The sequence below is a fragment of the Stenotrophomonas sp. TEPEL genome, assembly GCF_004348785.1.
GTDB lineage: Bacteria > Pseudomonadota > Gammaproteobacteria > Xanthomonadales > Xanthomonadaceae > Stenotrophomonas > Stenotrophomonas indicatrix.
This window is the reverse complement of the sequence record NZ_QQXJ01000001.1, coordinates 2,086,020-2,112,924: the sequence shown is the minus strand read 5'-3', so window position 1 is coordinate 2,112,924 and position 26,905 is coordinate 2,086,020. Positions and strand designations below refer to the sequence as shown.

27 protein-coding genes and 1 pseudogene are annotated in these 26,905 nt (G+C 66.1%); 12 read left to right on the top strand and 16 right to left on the bottom strand.

The features are described 5' to 3' along the window. Positions 1–76: 76 nt before the first annotated feature. From TEP_RS09540 to TEP_RS09525, 4 genes are all read right to left on the bottom strand, one after another. Positions 77–511 carry an NfeD family protein gene (locus TEP_RS09540; RefSeq protein WP_132825126.1) on the bottom strand — a complete coding sequence of 145 codons (435 nt, stop codon included), beginning with the start codon at positions 509–511 and terminating at the stop codon, positions 77–79. Position 512: 1 nt separating this feature from the next. Beyond that, the gene (locus TEP_RS09535) at positions 513–1,472 is read right to left on the bottom strand and encodes an SPFH domain-containing protein (protein WP_093818687.1); all 960 of its coding nucleotides are present in this window, start codon (positions 1,470–1,472) and stop codon (positions 513–515) included. Between the two features lie 121 nt (positions 1,473–1,593). Then, positions 1,594–2,337: a FadR/GntR family transcriptional regulator gene (locus tag TEP_RS09530; RefSeq protein WP_132825125.1), complete on the bottom strand. Its 744-nt coding sequence runs from the start codon at positions 2,335–2,337 to the stop codon at positions 1,594–1,596. 102 nt (positions 2,338–2,439) lie between these two features. After that, positions 2,440–5,331, bottom strand: a complete 2,892-nt coding sequence (locus TEP_RS09525; RefSeq protein ID WP_132825124.1) for a TonB-dependent receptor — start codon at positions 5,329–5,331, stop codon at positions 2,440–2,442. Positions 5,332–5,574: 243 nt separating this feature from the next. Between TEP_RS09525 and TEP_RS09520 the strand changes: the two genes are divergently transcribed. From TEP_RS09520 to TEP_RS09500, 5 genes are read left to right on the top strand one after another with little or no spacing between them, the layout of a single operon-like run. Then, the gene (locus TEP_RS09520; protein WP_132825123.1) at positions 5,575–7,014 is read left to right on the top strand and encodes a polysaccharide lyase 6 family protein; all 1,440 of its coding nucleotides are present in this window, start codon (positions 5,575–5,577) and stop codon (positions 7,012–7,014) included. After that, positions 7,011–9,260, top strand: a complete 2,250-nt coding sequence (locus TEP_RS09515) for an oligoalginate lyase (RefSeq protein WP_132825122.1) — start codon at positions 7,011–7,013, stop codon at positions 9,258–9,260. The genes TEP_RS09520 and TEP_RS09515 overlap by 4 nt, the downstream gene beginning before the upstream one ends. Next, positions 9,257–10,561, top strand: a complete 1,305-nt coding sequence (locus tag TEP_RS09510; protein WP_033831792.1) for an MFS transporter — start codon at positions 9,257–9,259, stop codon at positions 10,559–10,561. Before TEP_RS09515 ends, TEP_RS09510 begins: the two co-directional genes overlap by 4 nt. Before the next feature lie 46 nt (positions 10,562–10,607). Continuing rightward, positions 10,608–11,360 (top strand): glucose 1-dehydrogenase, encoded by a 753-nt coding sequence (locus TEP_RS09505; protein ID WP_025877770.1) that lies wholly within the window; start codon positions 10,608–10,610, stop codon positions 11,358–11,360. 14 nt (positions 11,361–11,374) lie between these two features. Further along, complete coding sequence (locus TEP_RS09500) at positions 11,375–12,559, top strand: GDSL-type esterase/lipase family protein (protein WP_132825121.1); 1,185 nt, start codon at positions 11,375–11,377, stop codon at positions 12,557–12,559. A gap of 17 nt (positions 12,560–12,576) precedes the next feature. Here TEP_RS09500 and TEP_RS09495 read toward each other — a convergent pair whose 3' ends face one another. From TEP_RS09495 to nudE, 4 genes are read right to left on the bottom strand one after another with little or no spacing between them, the layout of a single operon-like run. Continuing rightward, entirely contained in the window at positions 12,577–12,903 is a 327-nt protein-coding gene (locus TEP_RS09495; RefSeq protein WP_032974968.1) for a YnfA family protein, read from the bottom strand. Then, on the bottom strand, positions 12,900–13,736 hold the full coding sequence (gene mazG / locus TEP_RS09490) for a nucleoside triphosphate pyrophosphohydrolase (protein ID WP_088100967.1): 837 nt from the start codon (positions 13,734–13,736) through the stop codon (positions 12,900–12,902). The genes TEP_RS09495 and mazG overlap by 4 nt, the downstream gene beginning before the upstream one ends. A 14-nt stretch (positions 13,737–13,750) precedes the next feature. Further along, complete coding sequence (gene cysQ / locus TEP_RS09485; protein ID WP_132825120.1) at positions 13,751–14,554, bottom strand: 3'(2'),5'-bisphosphate nucleotidase CysQ; 804 nt, start codon at positions 14,552–14,554, stop codon at positions 13,751–13,753. Then, on the bottom strand, positions 14,551–15,114 hold the full coding sequence (gene nudE / locus TEP_RS09480; RefSeq protein WP_132825119.1) for an ADP compounds hydrolase NudE: 564 nt from the start codon (positions 15,112–15,114) through the stop codon (positions 14,551–14,553). The genes cysQ and nudE overlap by 4 nt, the downstream gene beginning before the upstream one ends. A gap of 77 nt (positions 15,115–15,191) precedes the next feature. Between nudE and bioA the strand changes: the two genes are divergently transcribed. Together bioA and TEP_RS09470 are read left to right on the top strand one after the other, a co-directional pair. Then, positions 15,192–16,583 (top strand): adenosylmethionine--8-amino-7-oxononanoate transaminase, encoded by a 1,392-nt coding sequence (gene bioA, locus TEP_RS09475; protein WP_240790673.1) that lies wholly within the window; start codon positions 15,192–15,194, stop codon positions 16,581–16,583. Next, positions 16,574–17,311, top strand: coding sequence for a 16S rRNA (uracil(1498)-N(3))-methyltransferase (locus TEP_RS09470; protein WP_132825117.1), 738 nt, complete (start codon positions 16,574–16,576; stop codon positions 17,309–17,311). The genes bioA and TEP_RS09470 overlap by 10 nt, the downstream gene beginning before the upstream one ends. A gap of 130 nt (positions 17,312–17,441) precedes the next feature. Here the strand turns inward: TEP_RS09470 and TEP_RS09465 are convergent. The 4 genes and pseudogenes from TEP_RS09465 to TEP_RS09450 all read right to left on the bottom strand — a co-directional run. Further along, positions 17,442–18,782: pseudogene (locus tag TEP_RS09465) on the bottom strand (DNA polymerase ligase N-terminal domain-containing protein); the annotation flags it as partial. A gap of 21 nt (positions 18,783–18,803) precedes the next feature. Beyond that, a complete protein-coding gene (locus TEP_RS09460; RefSeq protein ID WP_132825116.1) occupies positions 18,804–18,980 on the bottom strand; it encodes a DUF3606 domain-containing protein in 177 nt (58 codons plus the stop codon). 27 nt (positions 18,981–19,007) lie between these two features. Next, positions 19,008–19,517, bottom strand: coding sequence for a DUF892 family protein (locus tag TEP_RS09455; RefSeq protein ID WP_132825115.1), 510 nt, complete (start codon positions 19,515–19,517; stop codon positions 19,008–19,010). A gap of 96 nt (positions 19,518–19,613) precedes the next feature. Continuing rightward, complete coding sequence (locus TEP_RS09450; RefSeq protein ID WP_132825114.1) at positions 19,614–20,531, bottom strand: NAD(P)/FAD-dependent oxidoreductase; 918 nt, start codon at positions 20,529–20,531, stop codon at positions 19,614–19,616. A 249-nt stretch (positions 20,532–20,780) separates the two neighbouring features. Between TEP_RS09450 and TEP_RS09445 the strand changes: the two genes are divergently transcribed. From TEP_RS09445 to TEP_RS09425, 5 genes are all read left to right on the top strand, one after another. After that, positions 20,781–21,008, top strand: a complete 228-nt coding sequence (locus TEP_RS09445; RefSeq protein WP_132825113.1) for a hypothetical protein — start codon at positions 20,781–20,783, stop codon at positions 21,006–21,008. Positions 21,009–21,164: 156 nt separating this feature from the next. Next, on the top strand, positions 21,165–21,419 hold the full coding sequence (locus tag TEP_RS09440) for a hypothetical protein (protein ID WP_132825112.1): 255 nt from the start codon (positions 21,165–21,167) through the stop codon (positions 21,417–21,419). Continuing rightward, positions 21,416–21,838: a low affinity iron permease family protein gene (locus tag TEP_RS09435; RefSeq protein WP_088099928.1), complete on the top strand. Its 423-nt coding sequence runs from the start codon at positions 21,416–21,418 to the stop codon at positions 21,836–21,838. Before TEP_RS09440 ends, TEP_RS09435 begins: the two co-directional genes overlap by 4 nt. Before the next feature lie 19 nt (positions 21,839–21,857). After that, positions 21,858–22,457 carry an isochorismatase family cysteine hydrolase gene (locus TEP_RS09430; RefSeq protein WP_132825111.1) on the top strand — a complete coding sequence of 200 codons (600 nt, stop codon included), beginning with the start codon at positions 21,858–21,860 and terminating at the stop codon, positions 22,455–22,457. Positions 22,458–22,645: 188 nt separating this feature from the next. Then, on the top strand, positions 22,646–22,987 hold the full coding sequence (locus TEP_RS09425; RefSeq protein WP_132825110.1) for a KGG domain-containing protein: 342 nt from the start codon (positions 22,646–22,648) through the stop codon (positions 22,985–22,987). A 116-nt stretch (positions 22,988–23,103) separates the two neighbouring features. Here TEP_RS09425 and TEP_RS09420 read toward each other — a convergent pair whose 3' ends face one another. The 4 genes from TEP_RS09420 to TEP_RS09405 all read right to left on the bottom strand — a co-directional run bounded on the left by TEP_RS09420 (position 23,104) and on the right by TEP_RS09405 (position 26,902). Beyond that, positions 23,104–24,597, bottom strand: a complete 1,494-nt coding sequence (locus tag TEP_RS09420) for an FAD-dependent oxidoreductase (RefSeq protein ID WP_132825109.1) — start codon at positions 24,595–24,597, stop codon at positions 23,104–23,106. A 216-nt stretch (positions 24,598–24,813) separates the two neighbouring features. Beyond that, the gene (locus TEP_RS09415; protein WP_132825108.1) at positions 24,814–25,716 is read right to left on the bottom strand and encodes a manganese catalase family protein; all 903 of its coding nucleotides are present in this window, start codon (positions 25,714–25,716) and stop codon (positions 24,814–24,816) included. A gap of 44 nt (positions 25,717–25,760) precedes the next feature. Then, positions 25,761–26,282, bottom strand: a complete 522-nt coding sequence (locus TEP_RS09410) for a ferritin-like domain-containing protein (RefSeq protein ID WP_132825107.1) — start codon at positions 26,280–26,282, stop codon at positions 25,761–25,763. A gap of 218 nt (positions 26,283–26,500) precedes the next feature. After that, positions 26,501–26,902 carry a BLUF domain-containing protein gene (locus TEP_RS09405; RefSeq protein WP_132825106.1) on the bottom strand — a complete coding sequence of 134 codons (402 nt, stop codon included), beginning with the start codon at positions 26,900–26,902 and terminating at the stop codon, positions 26,501–26,503. Positions 26,903–26,905 lie beyond the last annotated feature (3 nt).

Sequence of the window (26,905 nt, the reverse complement as noted above, 5' to 3'; positions counted from 1 at the left end):
CCTCTGACAGTTTCCGGTGGCGTCCACCCACGGAAAAGAAAAAGAAGAGCAGAAGCAAACGCCGNTCGCTGGAACCCTAGGCGACCGCCTCGACCACCAGCGCACTGCCCTGCACCGCCACCACCCGCACTAGCGTGCCGGCCGGCAGCTCCGGCCCACTCACCTGCCACGACGCGTCGTCGATGCTGACCCTGCCCAGCCCGGCAACGATGGCCTGCTGCAAGGGCACCACCCGCCCGACCAGTTGTTCAGCGCGGCGGTTCAGCAGCGGTGCGTCGCTCTGCCGCGCACGCGGCTTGCCCCAGTGCCGGTAGCACTGGATCGACAGCACGCTCAGCACCACGAAAGCGACCACCTGCCACAGCACCGGGATATCGGCGAACACCGCTACCAGCGCGAACACCGCCGCCGCACCGATGCCGATCCACAGCATGAACGCGCCGGGCGCCAGCGCTTCGGCGGCGAACAGCAGCAAGGCCAACGCACCCCAGGCAACGACTTCCCAGCGCATGTCAGCCTCCGATCGGTGGCGGCCGCTTTGCCGGCGGCCGGGTTTCCTGGTTGGACAGGGCCTGCTTGGCCAGCTCGGCCACGCCGGCGATCGAACCGATCACTCCGCTGGCCTCCATCGGCATCAGCACCAGCTTCTGGTTCGGCGACGTGGCCAGTTCCTTGAACGCTTCCACATACTTCTGGGCGATGAAGTAGTTGATGGCCTGGACGTCGCCGTCGGCGATCGCCGCCGACACCACCTGGGTCGCCTTGGCTTCGGCTTCGGCCAGGCGCTCGCGTGCTTCGGCGTCGCGGAATGCGGCCTCGCGCCGCCCCTCCGCTTCCAGCACCGTGGCCTGCTTCTCGCCTTCGGCACGCAGGATCTCGGACTGCCGCGAACCTTCCGCCTCGAGGATCTGCGCGCGCTTCTCGCGCTCGGCCTTCATCTGCCGTGCCATCGCATCGAGCAGGTCGCGCGGCGGCTGGATGTCGCGGATCTCGATGCGGTTGACCTTCACGCCCCACGGGTTGGTCGCATGATCGACCACGCTCAGCAGCTTGGCGTTGATCACCTCGCGCTGGCTGAGCGATTCATCCAGGTCCATCGAACCGATCACGGTACGGATGTTGGTCTGCACCAGGGCGATCATCGCCACTTCCAGCACCGATACCTCGTAGGCGGCCTTGGCCGCGTCCAGTACCTGGAAGAACACCACGCCATCGACGCGCACGGCGGCGTTGTCCTTGGTGATCACTTCCTGGCCGGGCACGTCCAGCACCTGTTCCATCATGTTCACCTTGCGCCCCACCCCGTAGACGATCGGGATCAGGAAATGCAGGCCGGGCGACATGGTGTGGGTGTAACGGCCGAACCGCTCGACGGTCCATTCATAGCCCTGTGGCACCATCCGCACAGCCTTGAACAGGATGACCACGGCCACCAAGGCCAGTACCGCACTGAAGAACATGGTCGGGAACATCGCGCTTTCCTTATGGGAGACGTCCGGAGCCCAGCATAGCGCGTGGCTGCAGGCGATGCGGGTACCGCACGTTGCAGCCGAAAGCGGCCGAGCATGGCCCGGCGCTGCAGGATCAACCCGCTCAGATCCGGGTCGTGGCCAGGAAGCGCTCGCGGTCCTGCTGGGTCTGCCGGCGGATCTCGGCCAGCGCCTGGCTTTCGGTCGCCTCCAGCATGGCCTCGAACAGGCGCTGGAAGTGATGCCGCATAGCATTGCGTGCAGCGACGGGATCGCGGGCGCGCAGCCCCTCGAAGATCGCCATGTGCTCGTCGGCGCGGCTGGCACCATCGTCATGGCACACCCGTGCATAGACCTCGGTGACCCGCGGCAGCTCGCTGCGCATGCGCCAGATCTGCTGCACGAGATACTCGACCACCGGGTTGCCCGACAGGCGGGCAATAGCCAGGTGGAAGCGGCGGTCGTAGTCGCCGGCCTCTTCATCGGTAAGGTCACGCCGGCACAGCGCTTCAGCCAGCACCTGCAGCTCGGCGATGCCGGCCTCATCGATATTGCTTGCCGCCAGCGCTGCAGCTTCCGCTTCGAACACGGCACGCGCCGCGGTCAGGTCGAAGGCGCTGATATCGGGCAGCCCGCCGGCAGCCTGGGCCGGGCGCGGCTTCACATAGACGCCCGAACCGATGCGGATCGCGATCCAGCCCTGCGCTTCCAGGGCGATTTCCGCCTCACGGATGGTGACCCGGCTGACGCCGAAGCGTTCGGCGAGTTCACGTTCGCCCGGCAGGCGCGAACCCGACGGATATTCGCCATCCTCGATCAGCTTGCGGAGCTTGGCGGCGATGGTCTGGTAGAGACGGTTGGCGGACATGCGGCTGACCCTTGGCGGTTCCCTCCGGGCCCGTCCCCGGCCACCGGGCACGGTGCGGGTCCGGTTGGAGCGACGGCGCGACCATTGGCCGCGCCGCCCTGTTCAGAACTTGTATCGTACACCGAAATACGCGCGCCGCCCGTAGCTCACCACCTCGCGGAAATTCCCGTAAAGCGGCTGGTACGCCACGCGTGGCTCGTCGGTCAGGTTCATCAGTTCCAGCGACAGTGACAGCTGCTTGTTCACCCGGTAACGCAGGCGCAGGTCGACGCTGGTGTTGTCATCGTAGTAGCGGTTCTGCTGCGCCGTGTTGCCGGTGAAGTCCTGGTAATAGTGCGAACGGAACTTGCCGATGGCCTGGATGTTGAAGCGGCCCACATCCCAGTAAAGGGAACCGGACAGCACGTGCCGCGAGAATCCGCTCAGGCCGGCCGGCGGAACGATGGCCGGAATGATCGATCCATCGGCGGCCAACTGCTCGCCCAACCGCGAATCCTGCGTCTGGTAGTCGGCGTCGGCATAGTTGTAGCTGACCTTGAAGCCAAGGCCATCGAGCGGCTTGGGCAGGTACGAGAACCGGTGGGTGGCACTGAGCTCGATACCGGTCAGGGTGCTGTCTTCATCGGTGGTCACCTGCTGGCGCACCGGTACGGTCACCGTCTGTCCGTTGAGGGTGTAGGTCTCCGGCACAAGCGCGGTGGCGGTGCCGCCGTTGAACTGCTTCCAGTACACCGCACCGGCCAGCAGCGTGTCCGGGTTGGCATACCACTCAAGCGAGACATCGCCGTTCCAGGACATCAGCGGCTGCGCAGCCGGATTGCCACTGGCACTGATGTCGTCCAGCGCGTCGGCCAGGCCGGTATAGGTGGCATCGCTGCTGACATTGATGGTTCGCCCGGCACCGAGTGCGGCGATGTCCGGGCGTGACATCGCCCGGTACGCGCCCACCCGCAGCAACAGGTCCGGCTTCAGCTCGAACGCGGCATTCAGGCTGGGCAGCAGCTTGTCGTTGCCCGCCTTGAACACCTGGGTGGTGAAATCACCGGTGGGTTGCAGGCGGATCGTGCCGTCGCCGTTGTCGATGACCGCCAGGTCGGTGCGCACGCCTTCCGAACGCACGTCGGTCTTGACCCAGCGCAGGCCGACATTGCCGGTGACCGGCAGGCCGAACAGCGTGCTGCTGAATTCCCCCATCAGGTACAGTGCGCGGGTTTTCTCGGTCACATCGACGTTGTTCGGGTCCTGGAAGTCCGGGTCCAGGCCACTGTCGCTGGTGCCGCGGAAGGACGCGTAGAGGCAGCTCGGATCGAAGTACGCCCACGAGGAGATCGTATTGCCGCTGGCCGCATCCATGAAGTCGTCCTGCGGGAACGGTGCACGGCAGGCACGGTTGGCGGCGATGATCTTCGCCTTGTCGGCCGCTACGCGCTGGTCGTAGTCGGTCACCAGGGTGTTGTCGCGCAGGCGGTAGTCGGCCTGGCTGGCGCGCACGCCGCCCTTGATGCGGGTGAAGAAACCCGACTCGGGCATGAAGCTGGCATCGAAGCGGCCGGCCTTGATCTTGTGGTCGTTCTCGGTCGCGCTGGAGGTCACCCGCGCCGCGCCGGTGTAGGCATCCCAGTTGTTCGGGTCGAAGTTCGGCGCCAGCGCGACGCTCGGCACCTCGCCATGCCAGTCCCAGTCGTAGTCGACATAGCCGGTGGCGCCGCTGCTGATGCCCGGCACGAGGGCATTGTTGACGTCGCGCTGGTTGGCGCGCAGCCGGGTCATGCGCTCGCTGTCCAGGCGGTTGGTATGCGAATAGGAAAGATCGGTGGACAGCTCCCAGGCCGGGCTGGGGCGCAGGATCAGATTGAGGCCACCACCGGTGTATTCCTCGCCGCGCCAGTAGCGGTTGGAGGTCGAATCGATGGACGTGCTGCCATGCAGGTGGCGGACGATGCCGTCCTGGTCCACCTCGCGCTGGGTGATGCCGCGTCGTGCATTGGACAGGCTCAGGTCGCTGCGGTCCTCGTCCCAGTTGCGCTCGGTATGTTCGAAATCGAGGTTGACCTCGACCACGTCGTTGGGCCGCCATTGGATCGCCGCGAATTCGCTCTGGCGATCATTGCGTTCCTGCTTCAGGCGATAGATGCGGCTGCTTGGCACCAGGTAGTACGGCGCGCCGTTGGCGATGGCCTGGGCGCTGACTTCATTGCAGTTGGCATTGGCCACGTTCTGCCTGCCATCGCAGGCATACCAGGTGGAGCCGCTGGTGATGCTCTCCTCCGGATCGGTGCCTTCCAGCCGCTGGATGCCCAGCGAGATGCCGAGCTTCTGGCCGTTGCCGAATTCGAACTGGTCGATGTAGCTGGCGGTACCGCGATAGCCGATGCCATCGTCGTTGCGGTACTTCTTGTCATACTCGGCCCAGCTGCCGCGCAGATCGATCTGCGCCGAGCGCTTGCCGTACTCCAGCGGCTTGACCGTCTCCAGCCCGATGGTGCCGGCAACACCGCCTTCGATGATGTCGGCACGCTGGGTCTTGTAGATCGCCACCGTATTGATCAGCTCGGCCGGGAACATGTTGAAGTTCACCGAGCGGTCGCCGCTGCCGTTGGTGATTTCGCGGCCGTTGAAATTGGTGCTGCTGAGGAAGGCGCCGAGACCGCGGATCGAGATTTCCGATGCACCGGTCTTGTCGCGGGTCGAGGCGGCACCGGTCAGCGTTTCGATCGCATCGGCCAGCGATGGCGCGGGCAGGTCGCCGATGTCATCGGCCGACAACACATCGGCGATCACCGTGTCGTCGCGTTTCTTGTTGATCGAGCTCTGCATCGACTCGCGGATGCCGGTGACCTGGACCTGGTCCAGGGTGGTGGCGTCCTGCCCGGAGCCGCTACCGGCAGACTGCGCCTGCACGGCCGGTGAAGCCGCCAGCGCAGCGAGCAGTGCCACGATCAGCGGTGTGGGTGACAACGGTGTACGACGTACAACTCCGGCAGGTTGCCGCATGGTGTTCCTCCTCCCAAAGGATCGCCCGGACGGTAGGCGTGGGACGCAGCTTCGACACGCCGACACCGAAATGTCAACCAACTGGACTGGATTTTTCGTAATACCTTTGATTCAGACCGGTTGCCCGGCATCTCATGTGCTGATGCAGCATGACTTTGCGCGCGACGTGGCTTACAACACACCTACCAAGTGGTATGCACACCCACTCCGAAACCGCGGCATCGCCCTCTCTGGAAGGACTTCATGCGCATTCAACCGACTTCGCACCGCCTTTCGAAAACCACCCTCGGACATTGCCTGACAATTGGACTGGCAACATGCCTGACCAATTTACCGGCGAATGCTGCAAGCTGGCTGGTTCATGATGCCGCCGAGTTCGCCACCGCCGCTGCCGCACTGCAACCCGGCGATGAAATCGTGCTGGCCGATGGCACTTGGACCGATGCGCGCCTGCTGCTGAAGGGCCAGGGCACCGCCGCCGCACCGATCGTGCTGCGCGCGCAGACGCCGGGCAAGGTGATCCTCAGCGGGGGGTCGGACCTGCGCCTGGCCGGCAGCTACCTGCAGGTCTCCAACCTGGTGTTCCGCAACGGCTACACCCCGGGCGACGCGGTGGTGGCGTTCCGCGAGTCGAGCAAGGCAGTGGCCAGCCACAGCCGCGTCACCGGCCTGGTCATCGATGACTACAGCAACCCCGATGGCATCGACCAGGACTACTGGGTGTCGCTGTACGGCAGCAACAACCGCCTCGACCACAGCCAGCTGCGCGGCAAGACCAACGCTGGCCCGACGGTGGTGGTGGTGCGCGATGCCACCCAGGGCCTGGACAACCGGCACCGCATCGACCACAACTGGTTCGGCCCGCGACCAGCGCTGGGCGTCAATGGCGGAGAGACGATCCGTGTCGGCACCAGCGACACCTCGCTGAGCGATTCCAACAGCACGGTCGAGAACAACTGGTTCGAGGGCTGCGATGGCGAGACCGAGATCGTCTCCAACAAGTCCGGCGGCAATACCTTCCGCGGCAACGTGTTCTATCGGTCGGCCGGCGCGCTGACCCTTCGCCATGGCAACGGCAACCGGGTGGTCGACAACCTCTTCCTCGGCGACGACAAGGCCGGCACCGGCGGCGTGCGCATCATCAATGCCGACCAGACCGTCAGCAACAACTACTTCGAACGGCTGGCCGGCTCCAGCAACCGTTCGGCACTGGCGGTGATGGATGCACAGGCCAATCCGCCGTTATCCGGCTACGCGCCGGTGGTCAACGCGACCATCAGCCGCAATACCTTCGTCGACGTGGCGAAGATCAGCTTCGGTGTGGGCCATGACGAAACCAAGGGCATCGTGGTCGCTGCCAGCAACAGCCACTTCAGCGGCAACCTGATCGTCAACCGCACCAGCAAAAATCCACCGAATGCGGCCAGTTCGCTGGCCGGCATCGCCTTCAGCAACAACGTGCAGTCGCCGCAGGCCAGCAGCGTGTTCCCGGGCGGGGTGAGCAGCGCCAGCATTACCCTGCAGCAGGCCGCCACCGGCCTGTGGGTGCCGGCAACGCCCCTGCCCGCCATCGGCGCCGATCCGGCGCTGGCAATGACCCCGCGCGAACAGACGGGGGTGGACTGGTATCCCAAGGTGGGCGAGGTTGCCCTGTCACGCACCAGCACCGGAGTTGATCGATGAGGTTGCAGCCGCTGTCCCTTTGTTCCCTCCGTCTGGCGCTCGCCCTCGCCCTGGCCGCGCCCTTCGCCCTGTTGCCGACGGCACCGCTGCATGCAGCACCTGCCGCAGCCGCGCGACAAGGCGATACCGCGCCGGTACTGGTGACCGCCGCGCAGTGGCAGCAGATGGCCAGCGAAGGCAGCCGCTATCCGTGGTTCGCCAAGGAACAGGCGCGTACGCAGAAATCGCTGCAGAAGATGATGAAGGCCGGCATCGACGTGCCGGTGCCGAAGGACAAGGGCGGCGGTCGCACCCATGAGCAGCACAAGCGCAACTACCAGGCCCTGCTGGCCGCCGGCACCCTGTACCGGCTGACCGGCGACAAGGCCTATGTCGCCTATTCGCGAGACATGCTGCTGCAGTACGCCAAGCTCTACCCGACCCTTGGCCCGCATCCGGAAGGACGCGGGCAGATTCCCGGCCGGGTGTTCTGGCAGGTGCTCAACGATTCGGTCTGGCTGGTCAACGCCATCCAGGGCTACGACGCGATCCGCGATGCGCTGTCGCCGCAGGATCGGCAGACCATCGAATCGCAGGTGTTCCGGCCGATGGCCGAGTTCCTGGCCAGCGAGCCGAAGAACTACGACCAGATCCACAACCACGCGACCTGGGCGGTGGCCGCCACCGGCATGACCGGCTACGTGCTGCGTGATCGCGAACTGGTGGAGAAATCGCTGCGCGGCAGCCGCAAGGATGACCAGTTCGGTTTCCTGCGGCAGATCGACCTGCTGTTCTCGCCCGATGGGTATTACGAGGAAGGCCCCTACTACCAGCGCTATGCGCTGGCGCCGTTCCTGCTGTTTGCCAACGCGATCGAACGCAACGAGCCGCAGCGGAAGATCTTCGCGCGCCGCGACGGCGTGCTGCTGAAGGCGGTGGACGTGCTGGTGCAGACCAGCTACGACGGCCTGTTCTTCCCGATCAACGATGCGATCCTGGACAAGGGCATCGATACCGAAGAGCTGGTGGCTGGCATCGGCATCGCCTATGCGCAGGCCGGCGATGACCGTCTGCTGTCGGTCGCCCAGCAGCAGAAACGCCTGCTGCTGTCGCCGGAAGGGCTGCAGGTGGCGCACGCGTTGGCAGCCAACAAAGCCAAACCGTTCGACTACCGGCCGATGCTGCTGCGCGACGGCCCGGACGGTGAACGCGGCGGTCTGGCGATCCTGCGCATGGGCGGCGAACGCGGCCAGGCGCTGGTGCAGAAGGACACCATGCAGGGCATGGGCCACGGCCACTTCGACAAGCTCAACTGGCTGTTCTACGACAATGGCAACGCCGTGGTGACCGACTACGGCGCGGCGCGCTTCCTCAACGTGGAAGCCAAGCGCGGTGGCATCTATCTGGCCGAGAACCGCAGCTGGGCCAAGCAGACCGTGGCCCACAACACGCTGGTGGTGAACGAGCAGAGCCACTTCAAGGGCGACTGGAAGCGCGGTGAGGAACTCGCCCCGCAGGTGCGCTTCTTCCAGGCCGACGCAGATACCCAGATCGCTTCGGCGACGATGCGCGATGCCTATCCGGGCGTGGTGTTCACCCGCACCCAGGCACTGCTGCGCCACCCTGAACTGGGCCTGCCGGTGGTGCTGGACCTGCTGCAGGTGCACGGCGACAAGGCGGCTCGCTACGACCTGCCGCTGCACTTCAACGGCCATATCGTCACCACCGGTTTCGAGGCCGAGCATTTCCCCACCCAGCGCCCGGTGCTCGGCAGCGACAACGGCTACCAGCACCTGTGGCTGGACGCGCGCAGCAAGGCCGGCAGTGAGCCGCGCACGCTGGCGTGGCTGCTCGACGGGCGCTTCTACACTTACCGCTTCGGCAGCAGCGCGCCGGCGCAGGCGTTGCTGGTGGAGAGCGGTGCCAATGATCCTGAGTTCAACCTGCGCCGCGAACCGGCGCTGCTGCAGCGCGTGGAAGGACAGAAGGATGTGACCTTCTTCAGCGTGCTGGAGCCCCATGGCGAGTACAACGGCACCGCCGAGTACGTGCACGGTGCCGACAGCCGCATCAAGCAGATCATCCGCACCCGTGGCAATGATGCCGAGGTGCTCGAGCTGCGCCTGGCCAGCGGCGCCCGCATCGCACTCGGCGTGGCCGACGACAGCGACGCGAAAGGCGAACACAGCGTGACGGTGGATGGCCATGCCTACCGCTGGAGCGGCAGCCATGCGCGCATGGACCGCAGCAAGGGGGATGCACGATGAACGGCCCCTCGGCCGTGGCCACGCTGCGCAAGGTGCCGGTGCGCTCGGCCGTGCGCTGGCTGATCGTCGGCCTGATCGCGGTGGCCACGGTGATCAACTACATCGACCGCAATGCGCTGGCGGTGATGTGGCCGGAGATCGCCAGGGAAGTCGGCGCGACCAAGGACGATTACGCACTGCTGGTGACCGTGTTCATGCTGTTCTATGCCGCCGGCCAGTTCCTGTTCGGGCGCCTGTTCGACATGATCGGGACGCGGCTGGGATTCGCCTTGTCGATCAGTGTGTGGTCGATCTCGATCGCGCTGCATTCGGTCACTCACTCCATGCTGTCCTTCAGCGTGGTGCGGGCGATGCTGGGCATCAGCGAAGCCGGTGCCTGGCCCGGCGCGGTAAAAGCCAACGCCGAGTGGTTCCCTGCGCGTGAGCGCGCCCTCGCACAGGGCATCTTCAACGCGGGTGCGTCCATCGGTGCCATCGTTTCGGCGCCGGCCATCGCCGGCCTGTACCTGTGGCTTGGCTGGCGCGGCACCTTCGTGCTGGTCGGTGCACTTGGTTTCCTGTGGCTGCTGCCATGGCTGTTCGTCTATCGCGCCGGCCCGGACAAGCATCCGTGGGTGAGTGACGCCGAGCGGCGCCTGATCATGGAAGACCAGGCTGGCCAGCAACGCGTGGATGCACCGAAGGTCAGCGTACGTTCGCTGCTGGCCCACCGGCAGAGCTGGGGCATGCTCGCCTGCCGTTTCCTGCTGGATCCGATCTGGTGGCTGTTCGTATCGTGGCTGCCGATCTATCTGGCCGAGACCTTCGGCTTCGACATCAAGCAGATCGGCCTGTTCGCCTGGGTGCCCTTCGTCGGCGCCATGCTCGGCAGCCTGAGCGGCGGCTGGCTGTCGGGGCGCCTGATCAATGCCGGCCAGAGCGTGGACCGTGCGCGCAAGCTGTCGATTTCGCTGGGCTGCGTGATCATGGCACCGGCCCTGCTGGGCGCGGTACTGGCCAACCAGCCGCTGTTTGCGGTGCTGGCGATTGCAGCAGTGCTGTTCGGTTTCCAGATCGCCATCGGCAACATCCAGACCCTGCCCGGTGATCTGTTCGACGGCCGCTCGGTGGGCACGCTGGCCGGCCTCGGCGGCCTGGCCGCAGTGGCAGGAACGCTCATCACCACCTGGCTGGTGCCGGTGCTGACCCGCCACTCCTATGCACCGATCTTCATCCTCGTTGCCGCACTGGTGCCGCTGTCGCTGGCCGCACTGTGGTGGTGGACCGGACCGATCCACAAGCTCGACCGCACCGACGGCTGAGCCCCCCATTCCCTCGCATTCCCCCGCAAACCAAGGAGTTTCCCGCATGTCGTTCCAGGACAAGGTGGCCATCGTCACCGGTGGTGGCCGTGATATCGGCCGTGCCGTCTCGATCAAGCTGGCTGCGGCCGGTGCACGCGTCTGCCTCAACTACGCCAACGACGAAGCCAGCGCGCAGGAGACGCTGGCGCTGATCAAGGCGGCCGGTGGCCAGGCCATCGCCCACCGCGCCGACGTCACCGATCCCGCCGCCGTGGCCGGACTGGTCGCAGCAACGCAGGCTGCATTCGGCCAGCGCATCGACGTGCTGGTGAACGTGGCCGGCGGCATGGTCGAGCGCCGTCCGCTGGCCGACATCGACCCGGCGTTCTTCCACAAGGTCATCGACCTCAACCTGACCTCCACCTACCTGACCACCCACGCCGTGGTACCGCACATGGGCGAAGGCGCGGCGATCGTGAACTTCGCCTCGCAGGCCGGTCGTGATGGCGGAGGCCCTGGTGCGGCGATCTATGCCACTGCCAAGGCGGCTGTGATGACCTTCACCCGGGCCATGGCCAAGGAGCTGGGGCCGAAGGGCATCCGCGTCAACGCACTGTGCTGCGGCATGATCGCCACCCGCTTCCATGACGAATTCACCAAACCGGAAGTGCGTACGGCGGTGGCCGGCGCGACGCCGCTGCGTCGCCAGGGCCTGCCGGACGAAGCCGCCGATGCCGCGGTCTACCTGGCGTCAGCAGCGGCAGCCTTCATCACCGGCGCCAATCTGGACGTCAACGGCGGCACCTACTTCTCCTGACCGGACCGAAGCCCATGCAGCGCTGGATCACCCTGCTTTCCCTGGCCATCGGCACCGCCGTGGCCGCCCCCGTGGCGCTGGCCGCACCGGTCTGGGTCACCGCCTGGACCGCTTCGCCCGCACCTGACCGCAAGGATGGCAGCGCTGACGCGCCCGTGCAGTTCGCAGCGCAGACCGTGCGCCAGGACATGCGCCTGGGCAGCAAGGGCGATGCGCTGCGGCTGCGCATCAGCAACGAACTGGGCACCACGCCGCTGCATGTGGAAGACGTACGGGTGCGCCTGAAGGATGGCAAGGCGGCAGCGCTGCCGGTCACCGTAGATGGACGCACGTCCATCGACGTGCCGGTGGGCGCAGCGCTGCTCAGTGATGCACTGCCCTTGCGGGTTGCCGCCCTGCAGGAGATCAGCGTGACCGCGTACTTCCCGCAGCCCACCCGCCCTGCGGTGCGCCGTACGGTGGTGCGGGTGGCCGACGGAAAGCAGGACGCGGTGGCCGACAGCGTGCGCGTGGGCTACCAGCAGAACGTGTTCTCGGCGGTACTGGTGCAGCGCGCGGACCGGCCGCAGGTGATCGTGGCCCTGGGTGATTCCATCACCGAGGGCGCGACGGCTTCGCGTGGCTCGTTCAACCAATGGCCCGAGCGCTTGGGCCAGCGCCTGCAGCAGGCGTGCCCTGACCGCTTCGTGGTGCTCAACCAGGGCATCAGCGGCAACAAGCTGCTGGACCATGGCCGCAGCCACAGCGCGCTGTCACGGCTGGATCGCGACGTGATCGCAGTGGCCGACGCCGACCAGGTGATCCTGTTCGAAGGCATCAATGACATCCGCCACGGTGGCGGCGCACAGCCGCTGCCGGGCCGCAGCGCGGCGGACATGCTGCTGGGCTACCGCCAAGTGGCCGCCCGGCTGCATGCGCATGGCATCCGCGCTCATCTGGGAACACTGACGCCCTTCGGTGATTCGGAGCGCTACGAACCGGTATCGGCCGCCACCCGCACCGCGATCAACCAGTGGGCGCGTGGCCAGGACACCGGCTTCGATGGCGTGGTGGATTTCGATGCGGCCCTGCGCGATCCGAAACAGCCGGAATCATTGCCGGCGGACATCACCCGCGATCATCTGCACCCGAACGACGAGGGCTACCGGCGCATGGCCGACGCGATCAACCTGGCGGCGCTGGGCTGCAACGCGCGTTGAAAGAGCGCAGAGCCGGCTTACCCCGGTTGCCGCGGCCCGAACATGATCACTGCCATGCCGGCCAGGCAAAGCGCAGCCCCCAGCATGTCCCAACGGCTGGGACGGATGCCGTCGACCAGCCACAGCCAGAACAGCGCCGTGCCGATGTACACGCCACCGTACGCTGCATACACGCGTCCGCTGGCGGTCGGGTGCAGGGTCAGCAGCCAGGCGAACAACGCCAGGCTGGCCGCCGCCGGCAGCAGCAGCCAGATACTGCCACCCTTGCGCAGCCACAGCCACGGCAGGTAGCAACCGATGATCTCGGCCAGCGCGGTCAGCAGGAACAGGCCGAGCGTTTTCACGCTTTTTCGGTGGCCTTGGCGTGCTGCCAGAGCGCTTCCTGCGCATCCAGATCGAGTGCGGCCAGCGAATCGCCTTGTGCCTCGGCCTGCGCCTCCATCGAACGGAAGCGACGTTCGAACTTGTGGTTGGCCCCACGCAGCGCCGCGCCCAGATCGATGTCCGCATGGCGTGCCAGGTTGGCGCACACGAACAGCAGGTCACCCAGTTCCTCCTGCAGGCGCGCCTTGTTGCCCACGATGTCACCGCGTTCGAACTCTTCGCGCAGTTCCTGCAGTTCCTCGGCCGCCTTGTCCAGTACCGGCAGCGGACCGGGCCAGTCGAACCCCACCTTGGCCGCGCGCGACTGCAGCTTCACCGCCCGCTGCCATTCCGGCAGGCCACGGGAGATCCCGGCCAGCGCCGAGGTGTCCTGATCGCCCTTTGCCGCGCGCTCGGCACGCTTGATCGCATCCCAGTTGCGCATCACGCCATCGGCATCGTCGACGCTGACATCGGCAAACACATGCGGGTGCCGCCGCTGCATCTTGTCGCTGATCGCGCGCGCGACCTCGGCGAAGGCAAACGCCCCCTGTTCTTCAGCCATGCGCGCATGGAACACGACCTGCAGCAGCAGGTCACCCAGTTCATCGCAGAGGTCATCGAGGTCGCCCCGATCGATCGCATCGGCCACTTCGTAGGCTTCTTCGATCGTATAGGGCGCGATGGTGGCGAAGTTCTGCTCCAGGTCCCAGGGACAGCCACCCTGCGGGTCACGCAGGCGCGCCATGATGGCCAGCAGGCGCTCCAGCTCCGCGCTGGCGTTGCCGGTGGCAGGGGTATCGTGCGTGCTCATGCGTTTCTCCTGGATCAATCGGACAACCAGTCCCGCCACGGCAGGCTGGTATCGCCCAGCGCCATGAAATCGCCGTTCAACAGCGTCGGCCGGCGGTTGTAGCGGAACGGCTTGCCGGTCCCGACCGAGAGCACCGCGCCACCGGCCGCGTGCAGCACGCACTGGCCAGCAGCGGTATCCCATTCGGAGGTCGGGCCCAGCCGCGGATAGACATCCAGTCCGCCTTCGGCGATCCGGCAGAATTTCAGCGAAGAGCCCTGCACCACGGTCTCGATGTCGCCCATGCGGGCCAGCAAGGCATTCGTCTCCGCTGAACGATGCGAGCGGCTGGCGGCGACGCGAAGGGGCGCAGTCGCGGGTGTACGGGTACGCAGCACGGTGTCATGCACACCCTGCCGGCGATACGCCAGCTCGCCGCGCATCGCGTGCCAGACAATGCCGGTGACCGGCGACTGGACCACGCCGAAGGCCGGGGCGCCCTGGTAGATCAGCGCGATGTTGACGCTGAACTCGCCATTGCGCTTGACGAAATCGCGGGTGCCATCAAGCGGGTCGACCAGCCAGTACGCGCCCCAGTGCTGACGCTGCTCCCAGGGCACCAGCGGCGACTCCTCCGACAGGATCGGCAGGTCCGATGTCAGCTGGCGCAGCCCCTGCTGGATCACCCGGTCGGCGGCAAGGTCGGCAGCGGTGACCGGGCTGTCGTCGTCCTTGAGTGTCACATCGAAACCGTTGTTGTAGATCTGCATGATCGCCTGCCCGGCTTCCTGGGCGATGGCGATCGCGGTTTCGCGCAGTTCCGTGGTCAGCTTGATCATCGTGCTCCCTGCAGCCACTGGCGGGCGATGAACAGCGCCGCCAGCGAACGCCCTTCGGAAAAATCCTCGCGCAGCATCAACTGGTCCAGATCGGCCAGCTTCCACGGCACCACTTCCAGTTCCTCCGGCTCGTCGCCGGCCAGCTTCTCCGGGTACAGATCGCGCGCGACCACCAGCCAGGACTGATGGCTCATGTAGGTCGGCGCCAGGGTCATCGCGCGCAGCACGTCGACCCGTCGAGCGCCATAGCCGGCCTCTTCCTTCAGCTCACGGTCGGCGGCCTGCTCCGGCGTTTCGCCGGCATCGATCCGGCCCTTGACCAGGCCAAGCTCGTAGCGGTGCATGCCGGCCGCGTATTCACGTACCAGCAGCACGGTTTCTTCATCCAGCATCGGCACCACCACCACCGCGCCATGGCCACGGCTGACCAGGCGTTCGAAGCGGCGGCGTTCGCCGTTGGAGAACTCCAGGTCCAGATGCTGGCGCTGGAAGGGTCCGTTCTCCTCGTCGGTGATCCGATGGATGATCGGCAGAGCACGCCTTGCGCGGTCATCGTTCACGCGGAATCTCCGGGGCAGACGGCGCGTGCGCCGAGGCCGATAGAATGTGCAGGCAGCAACATGTTCATGAGCCCGAAATGCTAGCAGACCCAACCCCCTCTCCGCTGGTCCAGCACTGGCGGCAACGCGACCTCAAGGTCCTATGGCACCCGTGCACGCAGATGCGCGAGCATCCGGACACGTTGCCGCTGGTGCCGATCGCCCGCGGCGAAGGCGCCTGGCTGATCGATCACGACGGCAACCGCTACCTGGATGCGGTCAGCAGCTGGTGGACCAACCTGTTCGGCCATGCCGAGCCGCGCATCGGCGCTGCCATCGCTGCCCAGGCTGGACAGCTGGAGCAGGTAATGCTGGCCGGGTTCGGCCACGAGCCCGCGATCACCCTGGCTGAGCGCCTGCTGGCCCTCGCGCCGCGCCAGCCCGGCCGCGCGCCACTGGCCAAGGTGTTCTACGCCGACAACGGTTCGGCCGGCGTCGAAGTGGCACTGAAGATGGCCTTCCAGTATTTCCAGAACCGCGGTGAGAGCCGGCGCACGCGCTTCGTCTCGCTGGAAAACGGCTACCACGGCGAGACGCTGGGCGCCCTCGCGCTGGCCGACATTCCGCTGTACCGCCGGGTCTATGCGCCGCTGCTGGCCGAGGGCCTGTTCGCGCCCTCGCCCGACGCCTACCTGGCCGAGCCCGGGCAGAGCGCGGCCGACCGCGCACGCCAGGCCGCCGATGGCCTGGCCACGCTGTTCGACCAGCATCCCGGCGAGATCTGCGCGGTGATCCTGGAGCCACGGCTGCAGTGTGCCGGTGGCATGCGCATGCACGATCCGGCCTATCTGCAGCGCGTGCGTGAACTGTGTGACGCCCATGGTGCGTTCCTGATCGCCGACGAAATCGCCACCGGCTTCGGCCGCACCGGCACGATGTTCGCCTGCGAGCAGGCCGGGGTGATGCCGGACCTGCTGTGCCTGTCCAAGGGCCTGACCGGTGGTTTCCTGCCCTTGGCTGCGGTGCTGGCCACGCAGGCGCTGTACGACGCCTTCCTGGATGATTCGCGCGAGCGTGCCTTCCTGCATTCGCACAGCTACACCGGCAACCCGCTGGCCTGTGCGGCGGCGCTGGCCACGCTGGACATCTTCGGCGAGGACGATGTGATCGCGCGCAATCGTGGGATCGCCTCGGTGATGGGCACCCTGGCCGCGCCATTCGCCGACTATCCACACGTGGCCGATGTGCGCCAGGCCGGGATGGTGGTGGCCTTCGAACTGACCCGCAACGGCGACAAGCGCACGCCCTTCGATCCGGCGCTGCGGCTGGGGCTGCACGCCTACAAGGCGGCGCTGAAGCGCGGCGTGGTGCTGCGCCCGCTGGGCAACGTGCTGTACTGGATGCCACCGTACTGCGTGGACGACGAACAACTGGAGCTGCTGGCGCATACCACGCTGGCGGCCATCGACGAGGCGATTGCATGCGCGTGACCCGCTGCCCCATCGACCTGGCGCTGCACAGCGGCCAGACCGTGACTCTGCCGGAAGAGACGGCCAACCACCTGGTACGGGTGATGCGCCTGCGCGAGGGTGACACCTGCGTGCTGTTCAACGGCGATGGCCATGACTACACCGCGACGCTGACCATGGCCGGCAAACGCGAGGTACAGGTGCGCATCGACGCGGTGCAGCCGATCGCCAACGAATCGCCGCTGACCATCACCCTGCTGCAGGGCATTGCACGCGGCGAGAAGATGGATCTGATCCTGCAGAAGGCCACCGAACTGGGGGTGAGCGCCATCGTGCCGGTGAATGCCGAGCGCACCGAAGTGAAGCTGGATGCAGCACGCGCGGAAAAACGCGTGGCGCACTGGAACAACGTCGTGCAGTCGGCCTGCGGGCAGTCCGGTCGTGCGCGCATTCCGCAGGTGGGAGCGCCGCAGTCGCTGGCACAGGCCAGCGCGGCGCTGCCCGCCGATACGTTGCGGTTGACCCTGGACCCGCTGGGAGCGCACCGGTTGTCGACACTGCAGACGGCACCGGCCAGCGGCGTGGTGATCGCGATCGGCCCGGAAGGTGGCTGGTCGCCGCGTGACCGTGAGCAGCTCGCCGCCGCAGGCTTCCAGGGCCTGCAGTTGGGCCCACGCATCCTGCGCACGGAAACCGCAGGCCTGGCCGCGATCGCAGCGTTGCAGGCACGACTGGGCGATCTGGGGTAAGGCTCCGGTCCGATGGCCGCTGCGCTCGCCGGGCACGGACGGCGCTACCGGTCCGATGGCCGCTGCGCTCGCCGGGCACGGACGGCGCTACCGGTCCGATGGCCGCTGCGCTCGCCGGGCATGGCCCGGGCCCAACATAGCGCCAGCCGTGCGCGGGGTCCGGCGTGGCCAGCAGCAGCGAGCCAAAGCCGTTGCGGCTGCCTTTGGGTGCGGTGTATCCAACGACCGCAAATTCGTCGCTGGCCAGCTGCTTGGTCTTGCGCCAATCGTCGCTGCGACCGCTGTGATACCCGCGGTCGGCGCGTTTGGAGATGATGCCTTCGAAGTGCTGCTCCCCGGCCAGGCGGTACGCTTCGTTGCCATCACCTTCAACATGGGAACTGAAGGCCAAGGGAGCGCCCTGCCCCTGCAGCAGTTCCTGCAGCAGCGCTTTGCGTTCCAACAGGGGTGCGGCGGCCAGGTCCACCCCATCGATGTGGAGCAGATCGAACAGGGCGTAAGCCAGCGCTCCCTGGCGTTCCCCTGACAGGGTGGCCTGCAGCAGATTGAAGTCCTCCTTGGTGCCAGACCCCGCAATGAGTTCGCCATCCAAAGCGGCCGAGGTCAGGCCCAATGCGGCGATGGCGTCACGTATCTCGGGAATCTTGTCGGTCCATTCGAGGGCATTGCGCGACCACAGCTGGACCTGACCCTCTGCCACCGTTGCCAGAATCCGGTAGCCGTCCCATTTGATCTCGTGTACCCACTGGTCGCCCTCGGGAGGCACCGATCCCAGCTTTGCCAGCTGGGGCTCGAAGGGGCCGGAGGGTGCAGCCGACGCCTTGGCTTTCGACAACGCCATGGCCTTCCCGGCCCAGTTCTTCCGTCTCGACCGCTTTGCGGGAATGGCTTTCAGCTTCTTCTTGTCCGTCTTTCCGGCACCGGCCCTCTTGAGGTCGTCTGCGGGGGGCGCAGGTACGTCCGCCAGCAGATCATCTGCTTCCAGATCGCTGGCGAAGGCATCATCGTCCTTGAACAGGAGCCATTGCGGCTGACGGGCGGGCCTGCCTGACCGGACCAGGTGCCAGCCGCCCTTGAGCTTGCTGCCGAACAGCTCGAAACGCAGGTGGCCTTTGGCGAGCTGGGCCTCCGGATCGCCCTGGGTCGCCCAGACGCCGTGATCGAACTGGGCCACGTGGCCGCCCCCGTACTGGCCCTTGGGGATCTCGCCTTCAAAGGACGCGTAGTCGACCGGATGGTCTTCCACCTCCACCGCCATCCGCTTGACCTTGGGGTCGTAGCTGGGCCCCTTTGGAACGGCCCAGCTCTTGAGTGCATCGCCCACCTGCAGGCGGAAGTCATAATGCCGGCGGCTGGCATGATGCAGCTGCACCACAAAAATGGCGCGCTGCCCCTTGGGCAGCGCTTTGCCAGGTTCCGGCTCCTTGGTCTGGTCAAAACGGCGCTTGCGGCGGTACTCGACCAGGGACATGGCGGCCTCCAGGTTACTTGGCTACTTGCGCAGATGCTCGCGCACGGCCGCGGCCGTCGGGCCTACGGCCTCCACCGCCGCCCGGAGTTCGTCGGCCGATACGTCCAGCGCCTTCGTCCAGTACTGCAGTTCGTAGTCTTCGTGGACGTTGATGCGATCTCGGTCCGGGCTGCCCGTGTTCTTCTTGTCATCACTCACGGCAATCTCCTCGTGTAATTGAGCCGATCACTTCTTCGCTTCTACGCCCGGGGTGGCGTCCCGGACCATGAACTCTTCGGTCACCTCCGGCAGGTGGGCGGCCAGCCAGTCGGCCATGGCCTCTTCCTGCACGAGGATCTCTTCGCATACGCGGGCTGTTTCGGTGTCGCCGACGGTCTTCGCTGCGGCGATCAGGGCGGTGTAGGAGGCGATCTCGAAATGTTCAAAGACATAGCCCGCCATCGCGCCCTTGACGATCTCGTCCGACGCCGTCATTCCGCCTACCGCCTGCCCGAAGGCAGCCATCTTGCCCATGACATCCTTGAGGGTGGAAGGCGATCCGCCAAGGCGCGTGATGCAGCCCTCGAGCTTTTCACGCTGGTCGATGGTCTCCTGGATGTGCTCTTCAATGCGCGCCTTCAGAACCGGATAGTGCTCGATTCGCGAGGCTTGTCCCTTGAGCATGGTTTCTGCCTGCTGCTCCATCGCGTGTGCGTCGCGCAGCCAGTCCAGCAGGTTTTCCTTGAGCTCAGCCATGGGGTTCTCCGTTCTTGGATGGGCCTTCAACGTATCGATGCAGGCATGGGGACAAGGCGACGCTTCCGTGAAGGCGCAGCGAACGCCTGAACACCCTTAATCAAGCAGACCCAACAACGAGCGGTGTGCAGCGACGCCCGCAAGGGCCCCCTCCCCGATGGCCAGCGCGATGTTGCCGGCAAAACGGGCCGCGTCTCCGCAGGCGAAGACCCCTTCCACGGTCGTCTGTTTCGCAGAATCTGTGGAAATGCAGCCGGCGGCTTCAAGCTTGCAACCCAAATGGCAGGCGATGGGAGAGGAGAGCCTGGTTTCTGGATGCACGAACAAGGCGCCCAGCGCGACCCGGCGTCCGTCCGCCAGATCCGCAGTGGCGTCATCAGAAACGGCCAGCAACGGTGACCGCTCCAGGGCTGTCCCGCTGTGCGCCAGTTCCTTTTCCAGCAGATCCAACGCACCGTCGCCGTGATCTCCGCGGTGGAAAACCGTGATCTGCCCCCACTCCGACAGGAATCGGGCGTGCCCTGCCGCATCCTGGCCCGTTGCGAGCAACAGCCCGAGGCGTTGGTTGAGGACCTCGTAGCCGTGGCAATACGGGCAATGCAGCACGGTACTGCCCCAGCGTTGCTGCAGACCCGGCAGTTCAGGCAGATGATCGATCACCCCGTGCGCCAGTATCAGCCGCTTGGCCAGCACCGCCGCGCCAGACGCGATGGCCACCTCGAACAGGGTGCTGGCCGAACCCGCAACAGATACGGCTTCGTCGGCGATCCATCTCACGCCGTGATACGCGGCCAGCTGTCGTCGCGCTGTCTGCAGAAGAACGCCGGGCGCGCAGCCATCCCATCCCAGGCAGCCGTGCGCGCGATCGGCAGCTGCGTTGCGAGGCCGCCCTAGGTCAATGATCACCACCGTGCGGCAGGCGCGTGCCAGCTGTAATGCCGCCGACATTCCGGCGAAGCTGCCGCCGATAACGGCGACGTCGGCCACAACAGGATTGGTGCTGGAAGTATTCATTGTTGTCCCGGGACTGAAGAACCAGCAGCACTGGTATGCGGCCTGTCTGACACCCGTGGCGTCCAGCCTGCGTGCAGGGATTTTCCTTTCGCCGCACGGTGTCCTCACCCCGAGCACGCGGACAGGGATGGCACGAGGGACGACCGGGCGTGTCGTGAGCACCATGTGGACGCTGCGTGTTCTGTTGTTCCCATCCGCACACAGCCGCACGACGCAACCGTCCTAGGCTGTGCATGGGAGGACCGGGCGATGAGCAGCCGAAGCGAAATTGATCTGATGGTCGCGCAGCTGGAGGAGAAGCTGCCGGAATGGGTAGAGGTCTATTCCGAACAACAGTTCATCCGCATGCTTGCCGAAGCGCTGTCTTACATCGCTTTCAGCGCTGACCCGGATGCGCGGACCTACTGCGTGATGCGCACCGGATGCCTGCACCCTTCCGGTGGTGAAGCCACATGGGCGCAGCGGTACGGACGCTGACGTTGCTGGCGATGTAGACCCCTGCGAGCCAGCCGTTAACGTGCGATAAGCTTTGACACGGCACTGACGCCCGTTTGATGGATGCGCTCACGGCAACGCTTCTATGGTGGAGATACCGCGCCAACTGCGGTGTGTACCGTAACCAGGAGACGAACCATGCAACGTGATCAGAAAGACCTCCCGCACGCCGATGCGCAGGTGCCCGACCCGGAACCGATCAGCAAGGCGCAGGCAGACGCACGCAATACGCGCAATCATGACCAGGCGCTGCAGGAGACCTTCCCGGCCAGCGATCCGATCTCCCCGTTCGTGGCCGCCCCCACGCCAGACCAGCAGTCCGCGCGCCTTGCCGAACGGATCAAACTGCCGGACCGGCATGACGACGCGGAGGTCGGCGGAGGCGACCGGTGATGCGCGGGGCGTTTGCCCGGGTGGCGGCGGGCACCGCGCGCCTTTCAGGCAGCCTCGGGGCGTTCGTTGCCGCACTCGGGGTCATCATTGCCTGGGCCGCCAGCGGACCGGCCTTCCACTTCAATGACACCTGGCAGCTGGTGGTGAATACAGGTACCACCATTGTCACCTTCCTGATGGTCTTTCTGATTCAACACACCCAGAACGCCGATACCGCCGCACTGCACATCAAGCTGGATGAACTGATCCGCGTCAGCAAGGATGCCAACCAGGAGCTGCTGAACCTGGAGGCGATGGAGCCGGCCCATCTTGAAGAGATCCGCAAGCGCTACGAGGGCCTTGCCCGCACGGCGGCGGACATCAAGACCAAGAAGGAGCGCTGCATGCCCTGCGCTGCCGATTCGCCCGTGGACGCGTAATGCGCAATGGAGTTCCCCGATGCAATCACGAACCGCGCTGCTGCTCATCGACATCTTCAGTCTGTTCGACTTTCCAGGCGGGCGCCAACTCGGTCCACTGGCTGCGCAGGCAGCCGTCCGTGCGGTGGCACTGCGGCGCGCGTTCGATGCACGCGGACTTCCCGTGATCCACGCCAATGACAATTTTGGCGACTGGAAGCGGGATTTCCCTGCCCTGGTCGAGGCCTGCCGTCAGCACGGCGGGCCTGCTGCGGGCATAGCAGACCTGCTGGCGCCCCGGCCCAGCGACTACTTCATCCTCAAACCCAAGCACTCGGCCTTCCTCGCGACGCCGCTGCCAGTACTGCTTGCCAAGCTCGACGTGAAGCGGCTGGTACTGGCCGGCATGGCATTGGATTCCTGTGTGTTGGCCACGGCGATGGATGCCAACTCGCGCGAATACGAGACCATCGTTGCCCGGGAGGCAACCGCCGCCCTGCCCGACCGCCGCCAGCCAGCACTGCAGACGCTGCAGCGCTCTGGCGCGGCCAAGGTGCTGGGCAACCGCCAGGTGATCGCCCAGCTCGGCAAGTGGGCGCGCGCGGATGCGCACGCCGCGGAGGCCGATCGCAAGGAATAAGGACGCGCGGGGCGGCGCGTTGGGTGGCTGTGCGCCTGCAGCGGGAGACAGGGTCGTGTGCAGGCGCGATGACGGAAAAACTCATCAGCAGCGACATTCCCTTGGCGGATGCGCAACCCGGGTCTACGGGGCCGGTTGCCAGGATGTTGCTGTCGCCAATCCGGCGGCGCAACCACTGGAGACATCCCATGGCCAACCAGAACCAGGGCAGCAGCAACCGCGGTTTCGCTTCGATGGACGAGGACAAGCAGCGGGAAATCGCCGCCAAGGGCGGCCGCGCCGCGCACGAGTCAGGCAACGCCCATGAGTTCACTTCGGAAGAAGCCCGCCAGGCCGGTCGCAAGGGAGGCGAGTCGGTGAGCGAAGACCGCCAGCACATGGCAGACATCGGTCGTGAAGGTGGCCAGTCACGCAGCGGCAGCCAGGGCGGCAACCAAGGTAACGACCAGAGCGGCAGCCAAGGCGGCAACCAGGGTGGCCAGCAACAGCAGCAGCGTGGCGGCAGCAACCGCGGCGGCCAGCAGCGCTGAGCCCCGTGTGTTGTGGGAATGAGGGTGTGGGCGGGCTCAGGGCCCGCCCACTTGCATCAGGGACGGCGCTTTGCCGGGCCCGACCAGCGAACGCAGGCAGCGCCCGTTGTGCCTGGCTACAGCGTCTGCGGTGTGAGCCCCTGCCTGGCGGGCCCCTCCAGCAGCTGTCCGGTGGCGCTGAAGCGACTGCCATGACACGGGCAATCCCACGTACGTTCATGCCCATTCCACTGCACTACACATTTCAGGTGCGGGCACAGGGGCGACATTGCATGCAGGGTGCCCGCATCGTCGCGATAGACGGCGGTGCGCTTGCCGTCCACCGCCAGCAGGGCGCCGCAGCCCGGCGCCAGTGTCTGCGCGGTTCCTGCAGAGACAGCGGCCAAGCGGTCGCCCACCATATGGCGGGCGACGGTGGCGTTGGTGCGCAGCCACCCGGCCGCTGACCGCACAGGCGTGAAGCGCATCGGGCTGAGTACATCGTCCATCTCGTTGCTGCTGCCCTGGATGCCCTCTGCGATCATGCGCGCAGCAACGCCCGCCCAGGTCAGTCCGTCGGGGCCGTAACCGGTGGCGACCCATACGTTGTCGTGAGCGCTGCCCCCGATGTAGGGCAGCTGGTCGGCCGACCGGAACTGCTGGGCCGACCAGCACATCGGTTCGCCCTCGACACGGAAGTTACGCTGCGCATCGACGATCAGGCGCTGCGCCGGATCGGTGGCCGGCGTCTCGCCGGTGCGGTGCGTTTCGCCTACCAGCACCAGCCAGTGGCGGCCATCGGTGCCACGTACGCCGCGCAGGGACCGCTGCCGGTCTGCGATCCAATGGATGCCGGGCGCCGGCATATCGCGCACCGGGACGGCCACCGCATATTCGCGGTACACCTCCATCTCGGCCTGTACCAGGTTGAAGCCCGCCGGAGAGTGCGTTGCCAGCACGAAGTGGCGCGCACGGATGCTGCAGTCCGGTGTGCGTGCGATACCGGCGGCAGCATCGATATCGACAATCTGGGTCCAGTCGTGGACGCGGACGCGACCGACCAGATGCTGGGCCAGCTCCTGGCAGAAGGCGGCGGGGTCCAGCTGCGCCTGGTCTGGAATCTGGAACGCGTGGCCCAGCGCAAACGGCAGGCCGGACTGACGGTGGTCGCACGACAGGCCAACCCGCTGGTAGGCCTGCAGCTCGCGCTCGAACGCGGCAGTGGCATCGCGGCTGCGCTCCTGCACACCGTATTGCATCGTCACGCGCTGGAAGCCGCAGCGCAGGTCGTAGCGATGCACCAGCGATTCGATGGATCGCACTGCCTGCTGTCGCCACTGCACAACGCGCGTGGCTGTGTCGCCTCCCCAGCGGGCGACGAGGTCGGCCATCCTTGACACTGGCGCGTAAAGATTGCCGGTAGACAACGCGGTGTTGCGTCCCCCCACCGGCCCGGCATCGACCACGACCACATCCAGGCCGTTGTCGGCCAGCCGTGCTGCGGTCAGCAGTCCGGTCATGCCGGCCCCCACCACCAGCACGTCAGCGCGGGTCGAGGCGGTCAGGGGACGGTACCGGCGCAGGTCGGTGTCATGCAGCCAGAGGCTGCCGCGCAGGGAAGGTTCGGTCATGGATCACGGTCCTTGCAGTTGATGCGGGCACTACCCCAGCTGATACCGCCTGCGCCGTGAAACCCTGGTCGGCCCACTGTGCAGGCCGTGCGCAGGCGTACGTGGCCACCCCGCGCATTAAGCACGCAGCGGGTGGATGGCACACGCAGCGGGCTTCTCTATTGCGGCGCAGACTCGGTACCTGCGCCGCACGGACCGCACGGACCGCACGCGGTATCAGGGCTCACGCGGTGGCAGATCCAGGGCGCCGGCGCCGGGACCGGCCCCCAGCTCGGCGCCGGTAGTCGGCTGCGCTGCCGGATCGGACAGCGTGCGAAGCGTCATCGCCTCTTCGGCCGCCTGCTCGCGGGGCGTAAGGCCGACACGGCTGTCCCCGTCACCGCCATCCAATGCCGCCTGCGCGTCGCGGTCGCTCACCCGCTCCCACAGATCGCCGCTGTTCCAGCTGCCCTGCAGGTCCTCCCCGCCCTGCGACATGTCCATGTACAGGTCGGTGAATGCCGGATCGCCCGGCAGCTTTCCTGGGGGGAAGCTCGGTTTGATGCTGTGCAGCGCTTTCTCGAACGACTTCATGTGCGCGATCTCCCGCGTCATCAGGAACCGCAGTGCGTCCTTGATTCCCGGATCGTCGGTCACGTTGATCAAGCGCTCATAGACGAGCTTGGCACGGGCCTCGGCCGCGATGTTGGAGCGCAGATCCGCCGTCGGGTCGCCGATGGTGTCGATGTAAGCGGCCGTCCACGGTACGCCACTGGAGTTGACCAGCGCCGGGCCGCCGCCGTACAGGATCTGTTCGGTGTGGCTGGTACTGTTCTGGCCAAGTTGGCGCATATCCTCGGCTTCGAGCATGCCTTCGGAGTGGACGGCTTTCGGACCGCGGTTGAGCATGGCGATGATGGTGCCGATGATTTCCAGATGACTGATTTCCTCGGTGGCGATGTCCATCAGCAGATCCTTGCGACCCGGATCGCATTCGCCAAGGCCTTGGGTGAAGTACCGCATGGCTGCGGCAAGCTCGCCCTGCGGGCCACCGAACTGCTCAAGCATGAGCGTCGCCAGCTGCGGGTCGGATTGGCGGACACGAACGGTGTACATCAGCTTTTTGTGGTGGAAGAACATGGGAGGTTTCCTGTGCTGGCGGTTGCGTTGCGGGCGAGCGGGGATCAGCGCTTGGATTCAGCGCCGGGGGTTTCTTCGCGATTGAGGAACGCGCCGACCAGTCCGTCCTGGTGATCCTCCAGCCAGCGCGCCATGGCCATCTCTTCCTGCAGGATCTGCGAACAGACTGCGGCGATGTCGGTGGCACCGGCACGTTCGGCAGCTACCACCAGCGCCCGGTAGGTGGCGATTTCCGTGTGCTCGAAGCCGAAGGACAGACCGATGCCCTTGATCACCTCGTCTTCCATCAAGCTGTTTCCGGCGGCATGCATGGCCGCCGTCAAACTGGCAAACAGCCCTTTGGCAGTAGGCACGCTACCGCCCAGCGAATGGATGCACTCGCGAAGCGAATCGGCCTGCTGCCGGGTCTCCTGCACGTGCTGGGCGATGCGTGCGGCCAACTGCGGATAGTTTTCGATCCGCGAGGCCATCGCTTTCATCATGGTCTCTGCCTCCTGCTCCATGGCGTAGGCATCCTGCAGCCACTTCAGCAGGCGTTCGGTTCGTGCGCTGTGCTTGTCGGACATCTGCTTCCTCCCGTCGGGCGACGTGCCCTGGGAAGACATCCTGGCGATGCGGCGATCACTGCCGCGTCTGTCTGTGTGAGCACTGAATGCGAGCGGTGGGCACACGGCGATGATGCGACGCTAACGCCCGGCGTCAGCCAGTCTCGGGCAAGCATCGGCAACAGCACAACCGGCGATTGGAAACTGCACTTGCACGCCGGATGTGCGGTGGCGGTGAACTATCTGTTCACGTGCGGCAGGACGACTTCTTCCAGGCGACGCAGACCGCCGGCGCGCGACAGCCAGCTCCAGTCGCCCTGCGCTACACGTCGGATCTCGTGCGGCTCGGCCGGCAACATCTGCATCGACCAGTAGGGGAAAAAGCGCCTGGACACATGGCCACGGCCGAGTTCAACGAATTCGTGGTGGCTGCGGGCGGCGAGGATGCGGCCGTAAGCTACGCCGATGGCGTCAGGCGGGCCTTCGATGTACTGCAGGAAGCGCGAGCCGTCATAAAGGAGGACGCCGGTGATACCCATGTCGAGGTTGAAACGGGCGGCGTCGCGGATCAGGTCATCCAGATGGTCGATGGACAGCCCCGATATCGCCTCACTTGCGTAGGCGATGGCTCGAAGGGGCACGGA

Coding starts and splice junctions, on each gene's coding strand:
- TEP_RS09540 (WP_132825126.1), bottom strand. CDS start 511: ATGCGCTGGGAAGTCGTTGCCTGGGGTGCGTTGGCCTTGCTGCTGTTC.
- TEP_RS09535 (WP_093818687.1), bottom strand. CDS start 1,472: ATGTTCCCGACCATGTTCTTCAGTGCGGTACTGGCCTTGGTGGCCGTG.
- TEP_RS09530 (WP_132825125.1), bottom strand. CDS start 2,337: ATGTCCGCCAACCGTCTCTACCAGACCATCGCCGCCAAGCTCCGCAAG.
- TEP_RS09525 (WP_132825124.1), bottom strand. CDS start 5,331: ATGCGGCAACCTGCCGGAGTTGTACGTCGTACACCGTTGTCACCCACA.
- TEP_RS09520 (WP_132825123.1), top strand. CDS start 5,575: ATGCGCATTCAACCGACTTCGCACCGCCTTTCGAAAACCACCCTCGGA.
- TEP_RS09515 (WP_132825122.1), top strand. CDS start 7,011: ATGAGGTTGCAGCCGCTGTCCCTTTGTTCCCTCCGTCTGGCGCTCGCC.
- TEP_RS09510 (WP_033831792.1), top strand. CDS start 9,257: ATGAACGGCCCCTCGGCCGTGGCCACGCTGCGCAAGGTGCCGGTGCGC.
- TEP_RS09505 (WP_025877770.1), top strand. CDS start 10,608: ATGTCGTTCCAGGACAAGGTGGCCATCGTCACCGGTGGTGGCCGTGAT.
- TEP_RS09500 (WP_132825121.1), top strand. CDS start 11,375: ATGCAGCGCTGGATCACCCTGCTTTCCCTGGCCATCGGCACCGCCGTG.
- mazG (WP_088100967.1), bottom strand. CDS start 13,736: ATGAGCACGCACGATACCCCTGCCACCGGCAACGCCAGCGCGGAGCTG.
- cysQ (WP_132825120.1), bottom strand. CDS start 14,554: ATGATCAAGCTGACCACGGAACTGCGCGAAACCGCGATCGCCATCGCC.
- bioA (WP_240790673.1), top strand. CDS start 15,192: ATGCTAGCAGACCCAACCCCCTCTCCGCTGGTCCAGCACTGGCGGCAA.
- TEP_RS09470 (WP_132825117.1), top strand. CDS start 16,574: ATGCGCGTGACCCGCTGCCCCATCGACCTGGCGCTGCACAGCGGCCAG.
- TEP_RS09455 (WP_132825115.1), bottom strand. CDS start 19,517: ATGGCTGAGCTCAAGGAAAACCTGCTGGACTGGCTGCGCGACGCACAC.
- TEP_RS09450 (WP_132825114.1), bottom strand. CDS start 20,531: ATGAATACTTCCAGCACCAATCCTGTTGTGGCCGACGTCGCCGTTATC.
- TEP_RS09445 (WP_132825113.1), top strand. CDS start 20,781: ATGAGCAGCCGAAGCGAAATTGATCTGATGGTCGCGCAGCTGGAGGAG.
- TEP_RS09440 (WP_132825112.1), top strand. CDS start 21,165: ATGCAACGTGATCAGAAAGACCTCCCGCACGCCGATGCGCAGGTGCCC.
- TEP_RS09430 (WP_132825111.1), top strand. CDS start 21,858: ATGCAATCACGAACCGCGCTGCTGCTCATCGACATCTTCAGTCTGTTC.
- TEP_RS09425 (WP_132825110.1), top strand. CDS start 22,646: ATGGCCAACCAGAACCAGGGCAGCAGCAACCGCGGTTTCGCTTCGATG.
- TEP_RS09420 (WP_132825109.1), bottom strand. CDS start 24,597: ATGACCGAACCTTCCCTGCGCGGCAGCCTCTGGCTGCATGACACCGAC.
- TEP_RS09415 (WP_132825108.1), bottom strand. CDS start 25,716: ATGTTCTTCCACCACAAAAAGCTGATGTACACCGTTCGTGTCCGCCAA.
- TEP_RS09410 (WP_132825107.1), bottom strand. CDS start 26,282: ATGTCCGACAAGCACAGCGCACGAACCGAACGCCTGCTGAAGTGGCTG.